8 protein-coding genes are annotated in these 9,133 nt (G+C 68.0%); 4 read left to right on the top strand and 4 right to left on the bottom strand.

The annotated features are described in order from the left end of the window. Nucleotides 1–30: 30 nt before the first annotated feature. The 3 genes from ACFV4K_RS32285 to ACFV4K_RS32275 all read right to left on the bottom strand — a co-directional run bounded on the left by ACFV4K_RS32285 (nt 31) and on the right by ACFV4K_RS32275 (nt 3,105). Nucleotides 31–519, bottom strand: coding sequence for a hypothetical protein (locus ACFV4K_RS32285; RefSeq protein ID WP_379280032.1), 489 nt, complete (start codon nt 517–519; stop codon nt 31–33). A 243-nt stretch (nt 520–762) separates the two neighbouring features. Beyond that, nucleotides 763–2,340 carry an adenylate/guanylate cyclase domain-containing protein gene (locus tag ACFV4K_RS32280; protein ID WP_379280031.1) on the bottom strand — a complete coding sequence of 526 codons (1,578 nt, stop codon included), beginning with the start codon at nt 2,338–2,340 and terminating at the stop codon, nt 763–765. A 57-nt stretch (nt 2,341–2,397) separates the two neighbouring features. Then, entirely contained in the window at nt 2,398–3,105 is a 708-nt protein-coding gene (locus ACFV4K_RS32275) for a hemolysin III family protein (RefSeq protein WP_379280029.1), read from the bottom strand. 212 nt (nt 3,106–3,317) lie between these two features. On the opposite strand from ACFV4K_RS32275, the gene ACFV4K_RS32270 reads away from it, so the two are divergent. Together ACFV4K_RS32270 and ACFV4K_RS32265 are read left to right on the top strand one after the other, a co-directional pair. Continuing rightward, nucleotides 3,318–4,097 carry an isoprenyl transferase gene (locus ACFV4K_RS32270; RefSeq protein WP_379280027.1) on the top strand — a complete coding sequence of 260 codons (780 nt, stop codon included), beginning with the start codon at nt 3,318–3,320 and terminating at the stop codon, nt 4,095–4,097. Between the two features lie 80 nt (nt 4,098–4,177). Then, nucleotides 4,178–4,783, top strand: a complete 606-nt coding sequence (locus tag ACFV4K_RS32265) for a hypothetical protein (RefSeq protein ID WP_379280026.1) — start codon at nt 4,178–4,180, stop codon at nt 4,781–4,783. Nucleotides 4,784–4,856: 73 nt separating this feature from the next. Here the strand turns inward: ACFV4K_RS32265 and coaA are convergent, their stop codons facing one another. Continuing rightward, nucleotides 4,857–5,789 carry a type I pantothenate kinase gene (gene coaA, locus ACFV4K_RS32260; RefSeq protein WP_379280024.1) on the bottom strand — a complete coding sequence of 311 codons (933 nt, stop codon included), beginning with the start codon at nt 5,787–5,789 and terminating at the stop codon, nt 4,857–4,859. Nucleotides 5,790–6,191: 402 nt separating this feature from the next. On the opposite strand from coaA, the gene ACFV4K_RS32255 reads away from it, so the two are divergent. Both ACFV4K_RS32255 and glyA read left to right on the top strand, forming a co-directional pair. Continuing rightward, nucleotides 6,192–7,373: a DUF885 domain-containing protein gene (locus ACFV4K_RS32255; protein WP_379280034.1), complete on the top strand. Its 1,182-nt coding sequence runs from the start codon at nt 6,192–6,194 to the stop codon at nt 7,371–7,373. Nucleotides 7,374–7,852: 479 nt separating this feature from the next. Then, nucleotides 7,853–9,133: serine hydroxymethyltransferase (gene glyA, locus ACFV4K_RS32250; RefSeq protein ID WP_379280023.1), on the top strand; the 1,281-nt coding region annotated here is incomplete at its 3' end.

The following is a 9,133-nucleotide window of genomic DNA, read 5'->3' as shown; positions in this document are numbered from 1 at the left end:
GGGTTGAGGCGCGGGCGCGGGTGTGGATTGTCAGGCCACGCGAGATCGCGTGGGCTGGACGCGGTTTCCCGCCAGCACGGCGGCCGGAACGGCGACCAGGACCGCGAGGATATGTGCGGTGCGAAACAGCCCGATCAGCACGGAGGCTGGCGTCCAGCCGGTGAACAGCGCACCCGTGGAATCAGCCGCGAGCAGCGCGCTCAGCGGCTCCGCCACCAGCGAAGCCAACCCGGCGGTGCCCAGCCCGACCGCGAGAATCCCTCGCGCCCAACGGCTTCCGAACAACATGCGGGCCGCGAGCCAGAACACCGTCAGATAGATCGCCGCCCGAACCCCCAGCCCGGCCGCGACACCCGACAGCCCGATCCCGGGATCCTCGAGCACCAGGGCCGCCCGCACCAGCGTCTCCGCCACTCCGGCGACCAGGGCAACCACCACCGCCCGATACGCGAGCACCGCCCGCTCGGGCCGCTCCCATCCCGCCGCCGACTTCCGCTCGAACGCGCCGATCTCCTCCATGCACTCACTGTCGGGCCCTCGGCCTCGCCGGGAATCACCCTCGGGTACGAGTCCTCGCCGATCCGGTAGTACGACAGTGCGATCGAAGGGCCCGGCGGATGGGCCTGGTATAGCCAACGCGCATATTCCGTTGCCCGGAGGTGCCGGGCGGTCTTACAGTCCGGTGCGTGTTGAGGTCATCTGTTTCACCGAAGTATTGCCAGGTCCCGCCGAGTTCGCACCCCACGTTCGCGGAATGAATGATCAGCGATCGGCGGGTTTCGGGGGTTGGGGTGCGGCCGATCGGAGGTCGTCCTGCGGGGCGGTGCCGTTGCGGTGGATCGACGCGGGGGACGCGGCCACGACGGCCGGTACATCGGTCCAGCCCGGAGTGGGTTCCTTGCGGCCGCGGAGGTGGAGAGTGTCGTGCAGGATCCACTGTGTGCGCTCGGCGTCGGAGGCGGCTTCTATGACCGCCTGAGAGGCGAGAATCCGGCGGGGGACCAGCTTCGCCTCGGTGGTCAGGCGGGCGGCCTCGTTGACCGCGTCGCCGATGACCGTGAATTCCAGGCGGGTGTCGGTGCCGACGTCACCGGCGAAGACGCAGCCGCGGGCGATGCCGATGCCCACCTCGAGTTCGCCGAGCGCGGCCACCTCGTCGCGGATGCGGCGGGCCGCCTTCAGCGCGGGCGTGGCATTGTCGTCGAGGGCGATGGGCGCGCCGAAGATGCACAGCGCCGCATCGCCTTCGAACTTGTTGACCAGACCGTGGTTGTCCTCGGTGGCCGCCACCACGATGGTCAGCAGCCGGTTGAGCTTGGCCACGAAGTCGTGCGGGGCGAGCTCGGTGGCCAGCGCCACCGAACCGGTGACGTCCACGAACAGTGCGGTCACCTCCCGCATGTCGCCGGTGAGACTGGGGCTGCCGGACAGCGCCCGCTCCGCCACCTCGTCACCCACGTGCCGCCCGAAGACGGTCCGCATGCGCTCGCGCTCACTGAGATTGGCGGCCAGCTCGTTCACCGAATGCTCGAGCCGCCCGATCTCGCTGGTGCTGTTGATGGTCACCCGCGCCTCGAGATCGCCGTGCGCGATCCGGTCGAGCGCGTCGCGCAAGGTGTGCATGGGCGTGGCCACCGCGCGCGCCAGCGCCGCCGTCGCGACCACGCCCGCGGACAGGCCGACGATGGCGAGATAGATGCCGGTCCGGATGCGGTCGTCACTGTCGGTCGACGGATCGGCGAGCACGGTGATCAGCATGAGCAGCGGCACCGCGCCCGCCACCGCGAACGTGACGAGCACTCGCGCCAGCACGGTATTGCTCCAGTGCGCGGTCTCGTCGAGCACCTCGGCCACCACCGGAATGGTCGGCCGGATCAGCCGGTCCACGATCAGATAGGTGAGCGCCGCCGACTCCAGCCCGCCGAGGGTGAACATCGACAGCACCACCGGGAAGCTGCGGTCCTCGGTGGCGTGGGCGAAGATGGCGGCCGCCACGATCACGCCCGGCAGCCAGATGGCCAGCGCCCGGACGGTGATCGCCAGCGGCAGCCGCAGCAGTCGCCGGGCCTCGTGTTCGGTGGGCGGCCGGTGCTGGTCCAGCCAGCCGAAGTAGTGCCGCCGGTCGCGCACCGCGAGCACGATGCCCGCGAGGGCGCCGATGGCCGGATAGATCGACACCCCGATGAAGGTGGAGATCCAGTTCGAACCGAGCCGGCTCAGGAAGCCGCTCAGGAACAGTTCGGTGGTGATCACCGCCAGGCCGCCGAGGTTGCACGCCATGACGACAGCAGACAGACCCCCCGGCGCCCGCAGCGCCCACAGGATGAGTCTGCTGGTCACGTCGCAGACTCTAGGGAACTTTCGGCCGAGATTGCACCTTTGTGGGGAATTACTCGATCAACTCAGCAGGACCAGCCAGACCGCGACGTAGTGGCACAGTGCCGCGATCACCGTTGCGGCGTGGAAGAACTCGTGATGACCGAACACCTCCGGCCACGGATCGGGCCAGCGCGCGGCGTACAGGATCCCGCCCACGCTGTAGGCGATGCCGCCCGCGAGCAGCAGAATCACCGGCGTCCAACCGACATTGCCGATGAGCGTCCCGGCCACCGGGACTATCGCCCATCCGAGCAAGAGATACAGCGGCACCCCGACCCAGCGAGGGGCGGTGGGCCACAGCATCTTCAGCGCCACCCCCGCCAGCGCGCCCGCCCACACGATGGCGAGCAGCACGTTCCCGGCGGTCCCGCGCACCCCGAGCAGCGCGAACGGCGTGTAGCTGCCCGCGATGAAAAGGAAGATCATCGAGTGGTCGGCCCGCTTCATCCACATGCGAGCGCGCGCGGTCTTCCAGTTCACCCGGTGATAGGTCGCGCTGATCCCGAACACCCCGCACACGGTGATGCCGTAGACCAGCGTCGACCACGCGGCCTTCCCGGACACCGTGCTCGCCATCGACACCAGCACGATCACCGCGATGGCGGCGACCCCGACGGCCCAGGCGTGGATCCAGCCGCGCAGGCGGGGCTTGATGAGAGCCAGTTCGTCACGGACGGTTTCGACCAGACCCGCGGTGTGATCAACGGGCTGCACGATGTCGGCCATATGTTCCTCCTCGGTAACCTACGGTACCGTAGGTTTGTTTCGATGCGCGAGGTGACCACTGATTCCGTAACGCTCGGGGTAACTCGTCGGGTACGTCCAGAATCGGTTCGGCTCCCAGCCGCCGGCCCGGTCAGGAAGTTCCACGGCTCTTTCGACCGGCAAAATATGCGGGGAGGCGGGGGAGCGAAGCGGGTGAGCGTAGGGTTGCGGCCGTGAAGTTTGTGGGTCAGGTGCGTGGACTCCCATATCGCGTATACGAGGCACGGCTGGCCAGGCAGCTGGCGGGTAAGCAACATCCGCGGCACGTCGCCGTGATGTGTGACGGTAATCGCCGCTGGGCCAGGGAGAACGGGTTCAGCGACATCTCGCACGGCCATCGGGTCGGTGCGCTGAAGATCGCTGAGCTGGTCGGCTGGTGCGGTGAGGCCGGCATCGAGATGGTGACCCTCTACCTGCTCTCCACCGAGAATCTGGGCCGCGATTCCGACGAGCTGGAGACCCTCTTCGAGGTCATCACCGACGTCGTCGACGAACTGTCTGCGCCGGAACAGGATTGGAGCGTCCGCATCGTGGGCGCGCTCGATCAGCTCCCCGCCGAGTTCGCGCGGCGACTGAGCGAGGCCGCCAAGAGCACCGAGGGTCGCACCGGCGTGCACGTCAATGTGGCCATCGGCTACGGCGGCCGCCAGGAGATCGCCGACGCCGTCCGCTCCCTGGTCCGCCAGGAGATGGACGCGGGCGAGACCGGCGAGGATCTGGTGCAGTCGATCACCGTCGACGCCATCGGCCAGCACCTCTACACCTCGGGCCAGCCCGATCCGGATCTGGTCATCCGCACCTCCGGTGAGCAGCGCTTGTCCGGATTCCTATTGTGGCAGAGCGCCTATTCGGAGATCTGGTTCACCGAGGCGTACTGGCCGGAGTTCCGGCGTGTGGATTTCCTGCGGGCCCTGCGTGATTACGCGGCCCGGCACCGCCGCTTCGGCGTGTAGACAACAGTCGGTCAACGGTTCCGTTGCAGTGCAACGGCTTCGACGTTCGCGGGGCGGTCGCTGCCGTACCGTCTGGTGGTATGAGCGAGCTGCGTGAGGACTCGAGCGGTCTAGCGAAATCCCAGGTCGTCGCGGTGCCGTACCTGAGCTACGAGGAATTCGGGCGGAGATTCCTCGCGTACGCCGCCTCGCCGGAGCGGATCGCCGGGGCGTTCGGGAAGCTCACCGGGGAGGCGTTCGAATTCGGGCCGATCGGCGCGGGACCGGGCAAACTGGCCAAACTCTCGGCGACCGTGCGGCTCGGGCAGCCCCGGCTCAATCGCGAAGTGGACGACATCATCTCGTTCGACCTGGTGATCCCGCTCAAGGTCGACCTGCTCATCGACCTCGCGGTGGACCGCTACCCGTTCCGGGTGGACGGCACCATCCACCTGCATCTGACGGTCCGCACCGCCGAACCGCTGCGGGTGCTCATCGAGATCGCCGACCCGCAGCCCAGCAATGTGCGGATCAATGTGGCCAGCGCCACCCGCCGCGGCGAACTGCTGCGCATCATCGCCAGCGTGGATCACGAGATCCGGCGATTCGTGGCGCGCTACATCGCCACCGAGATCGGGAAGCCGCACATCAAGGCCGCCACCGACATCGATGTGGGCGCGCGCCTGGACGCCGCCTGGACGCTCTGACCCATCGCCTGGACGTTCGGACTCACCGCCCTCGCCCTGTGCCTCGCCGCGAATCCGCGGCGAGGCACGAGATTCAGAGTTTCCGCAGCCGCAGCCGGTTGATGGTGTGGTCGGAGTCCTTGCGCAGCACCAGGGTCGCGCGCGGCCGGGTCGGCAGGATGTTCTCCACCAGGTTCGGCCGGTTGGTGTTGTGCCAGATCTCCTTGGCCTGGTTGGTGGCTTCCTGGTCGTTGAAGTTCGCGTAGTGGTGGAAGTGCGAGTTCGGGTCCTGGAAGGCGGTCTTGCGCAGCGACAGGAAGCGCTGCACGTACCACTTCTCGATGTCCTCGATGCGGGCGTCGACGTAGACCGAGAAGTCGAACAGGTCGGACACCATCAGGCGCGGACCGGTCTGCAGCACGTTGAGGCCCTCGACGATGAGGATGTCGGGCTGGCGCACGCAGTGGTACTCGCCGGGCACGATGTCGTAGGCGATGTGCGAGTAGACGGGCGCGCACACCTCGGACGCACCGGATTTCACCTCGGTGACGAATCGCAGCAGCTTGCGCCGGTCGTAGGACTCCGGGAAGCCCTTGCGGTGCATGATGCCGCGCCGGGTGAGTTCGGCTGTCGGGTACAGGAATCCGTCGGTGGTGATCAGATCCACCCGCGGATGGTGGTCCCAGCGCGCCAGCAGCGCCTGCAGCACACGCGCGGTGGTGGACTTGCCGACCGCGACCGAGCCCGCCACGCCGATGACGAACGGCACCTGACGGTCGGGGTGGGTCTCGCCGAGGAAGGTGGCGGTGGCGGCGAACAGGCGCTGCCTCGCCGCGACCTGCAGGTGGATGAGTCGGGCCAGTGGGAGGTAGACCTCGGCGACCTCTTCGAGGTCGATCTGCTCCCCGAGACCGCGCAGGCCGACCAGTTCTTCTTCGGTCAGCACCAGGGGAGTCGCCTTGCGCAGGGTGCGCCACTGCTTGCGGTCGAATTCCACGTAGGGGCTGGGCTCGCTCATCCGTGCCATTACTCGTGTCCTTGCATTCGACACTCGTGTCCTCGGATCTGACACTCGCTCCGCGTCGCCAACACTCCACGCATAGCCGAATTGTGCTCGGCTCCAACATCGAGGTGAACACCAGGTGTTGCTACTGGCCGGTAACCAGAGTGAGATGGGCTACATCTCAATGCTCCGGCGTGTCCGGTGAGGTTGTGTGGCAGGGCAACCCGAGGGGTGCAAGACCATAATGGTTCGCGGCCCGTCTCGTTCTGGACTGCGGCTTGATAGACCTCCGCCTTGGAGCGGGGGAGCGAAGCGGAGGAGCGGAGGAGGGAAGAACGAGACCTCCACGGCACCCATCACCCTGGGCCTGCCCGCGAACCCGCCCGGAGCGAAGCGGAGGGCAAATTGAACAGGGCAGCGCATCCCCTGGTGACCGAGTATCTGCGGCTGGGACTGGCCTTCGATCGGCTGGAGGAGGGGTTCGTCGACGCCTACACCGGCGATCCGGCCCTGCGGCGCGAAGTCGAGAACGGACCCGTGCCCGAACCGCGCGAGCTCGCGCACAGGGCCGCGGGCCTGCGCAAGGAACTGCCCGAGGCGGGCCTGTCCGAGGAACGGGTCGAATTCCTCGACGTCCACCTGCGGGCGCTGGAGTGCTCCGGGCGCAAGTTCGCGGGGGAGGACATCTCCTTCGTCGACGAGGTGAGCGCCTACTTCGACGTGGACATCGCCCCGGGCGACACCGAGGACTACCGCGAGGCGCACCGGCAGCTCGACGAGGTGCTGCCCGGCGACGGCCCGCTGCTGGATCGCATCTCCGCGCACCGCCGCCAGGACGAGATCCCGCCCGAACGCCTGCGGGAATGCGTGGCCGCCTTCTCCGGCGCGCTGCGCGAACTGGTCCGCGACCGCTACCCGCTGCCCGACAACGAGCGCGTGGAATACGAAGTGGTGGGCGACAAGCCGTGGTCGGGCTTCAACTACTACCTGGGTGACTATCAGTCCCGGGTGGCCATCAACTCCGATCTCAAGCAACACCTGTCGCATCTGCCCGCGCTGATCGCGCACGAGTCCTACCCGGGCCACCACACCGAGCACTGCCGCAAGGAGGCCGGACTGGTCGGCGCCGGGCAGGACGAGCAGACGCTGTTCGTGGTGAACACCCCGCAGTGCCTGATGGCGGAGGGGCTGGCCGATCTGGCCCTGAAGTCGATCGTGGGCCCGGGCTGGGGCCGCTGGGCGCAGGAGATCTACGCCGATCTCGGACTGCGTTTCGATGGTGAACGCGCCGAGCGGATTTCGACGGCGTCGGCGAACCTGTTGAGCGTCCGCCAGGATGCGGCGCTGTTGCTGCACGACCGCAAGCGTGATTCGACCGAGGTCGCGGAGTATCTGCAGCGCTGGAGTCTGGTCACGCCGGAGCGGGCCACCCAGTCGCTGCGGTTCCTGTCCTCACCGCTGTGGCGGGCCTACATCTCCACCTATGTGGAGGGCTATCGACTGCTGGGCGGCTGGCTGGATCGGGCGGGCGATGCCGCCGAGCGGTCCGAGCGTTTCCGCCGTCTGTTGGACGAACCCCTCACACCCGGCGCGATCCGCCGCATGTGAGGGGTACTCCCCGTGGGTCCCGGTACTACGCGCCCCAGGTCGCGCACTGGGTGGTGCCGCCGCTGGACATGGTGCAGAGGGTCCGCAGCAGGGTGAAGAGGATGTCGGTCGGGCCACCGGTAGCGATGTTGAACAGCATGTGATCCATTCCTCGAAATGTGGGTAGGGCCAAGGACACTGACCCATCTGGGTCAGTCGTGCGTCACCTTACCGAGATTTGTTGCTCCGCCATAGCCTGTATCTGTGATTCTGTCCACTCGAAGGACTGTTAACGCGGTTGGCTAGGATGGGAGGACCGCGACTGGCGCACTCGAGGTGGAAGTAACCACCGGGAAGCACCCCAAGTCCGGCACCGCGCGCCTGGGTGCCTGGCGATCCCCGAATTCCGATTCGGGGTACCCGGACGACGGAGGTGCGCCATGCACGATTCCCTGAACCCACTGACCGACTCCGCGGCGGCGGCCAATACACTCGGCGGCGTGACGACCCAGACGAGCGCCTCTGTGAACAGCCAGTCCCTCGCCGAACTCGACCCCGAGGTCGCGGCCGCGATGGGCGGCGAACTCGCTCGCCAGCGCGACACCCTCGAGATGATCGCCTCGGAGAACTTCGTGCCGCGCGCGGTCCTGCAGGCGCAGGGCAGCGTGCTCACCAACAAGTACGCCGAGGGCTACCCGGGCCGCCGCTACTACGGCGGCTGCGAGAACGTCGACATCGTCGAGGATCTGGCCCGCGCCCGCGTCAAGGAGCTCTTCGGCGCCGACTTCGCCAACGTCCAGCCGCACTCGGGCGCGCAGGCCAACGCCGCCGTCCTGTCCGCGCTGATGAACCCGGGCGAGAAGCTGCTCGGCCTGGACCTGGCCCACGGCGGCCACCTCACCCACGGCATGCGCCTGAACTTCTCGGGCAAGCTGTACGAGGTGCACGCCTACGGCGTATCCAAGGAAGACCACCGCGTCGATATGGACGAGGTTCGCAAGATCGCCCGCGACACCCGCCCGAAGGTGATCGTCGCCGGCTGGTCGGCGTACCCGCGCCACCTGGACTTCGCCGCCTTCCGTGAGATCGCGGACGAGGTCGGCGCGTACCTGTGGGTCGACATGGCGCACTTCGCCGGTCTGGTCGCCGCCGGGCTGCACCCGTCGCCGGTCCCGCACGCCGACGTCGTGTCCTCCACCGTGCACAAGACCCTGGGCGGCCCCCGCTCCGGCCTGATCCTGGCCAAGCAGGAGTTCGCCAAGAAGCTGAACTCCTCGGTCTTCCCGGGCCAGCAGGGCGGCCCGCTCATGCACGCCATCGCCGCCAAGGCCGTGGCCTTCAAGATCGCCGGCAGCGCGGAGTTCGCGGAGCGTCAGGCCCGCACCATCTCCGGCGCCAAGATCCTCGCCGAGCGCCTGACCGCCGCCGACGCCAAGGACAAGGGCATCACCGTCCTGACCGGCGGCACCGACGTCCACCTGGTGCTGGTCGACCTGCGCAACTCGCAGCTCGACGGCCAGCAGGGCGAGGACCTCCTGCACGAGATCGGAATCACCGTGAACCGCAACGCGGTTCCGTTCGACCCGCGCCCGCCGATGGTCACCTCCGGCCTGCGCATCGGCACCCCGGCCCTGGCCACCCGCGGCTTCGGCGACGAGCAGTTCACCGAGGTCGCCGAGATCATCGCCGCCGCGCTGACCGGCTCCGCCGACCTGGACTCCCTGCGTCAGCGCGTCTCCAAGCTGGCCCAGGACTTCCCGCTGTACGACGGCCTCGAGGAC

Origin of the sequence: Nocardia sp. NPDC059764 (assembly GCF_042732555.1) — a bacterium.
In the GTDB taxonomy this organism is placed as follows: Bacteria; Actinomycetota; Actinomycetes; order Mycobacteriales; family Mycobacteriaceae; genus Nocardia.
Note: the sequence above shows the minus strand (reverse complement) of the source record. Positions and strands in the feature narration are given on the sequence as shown.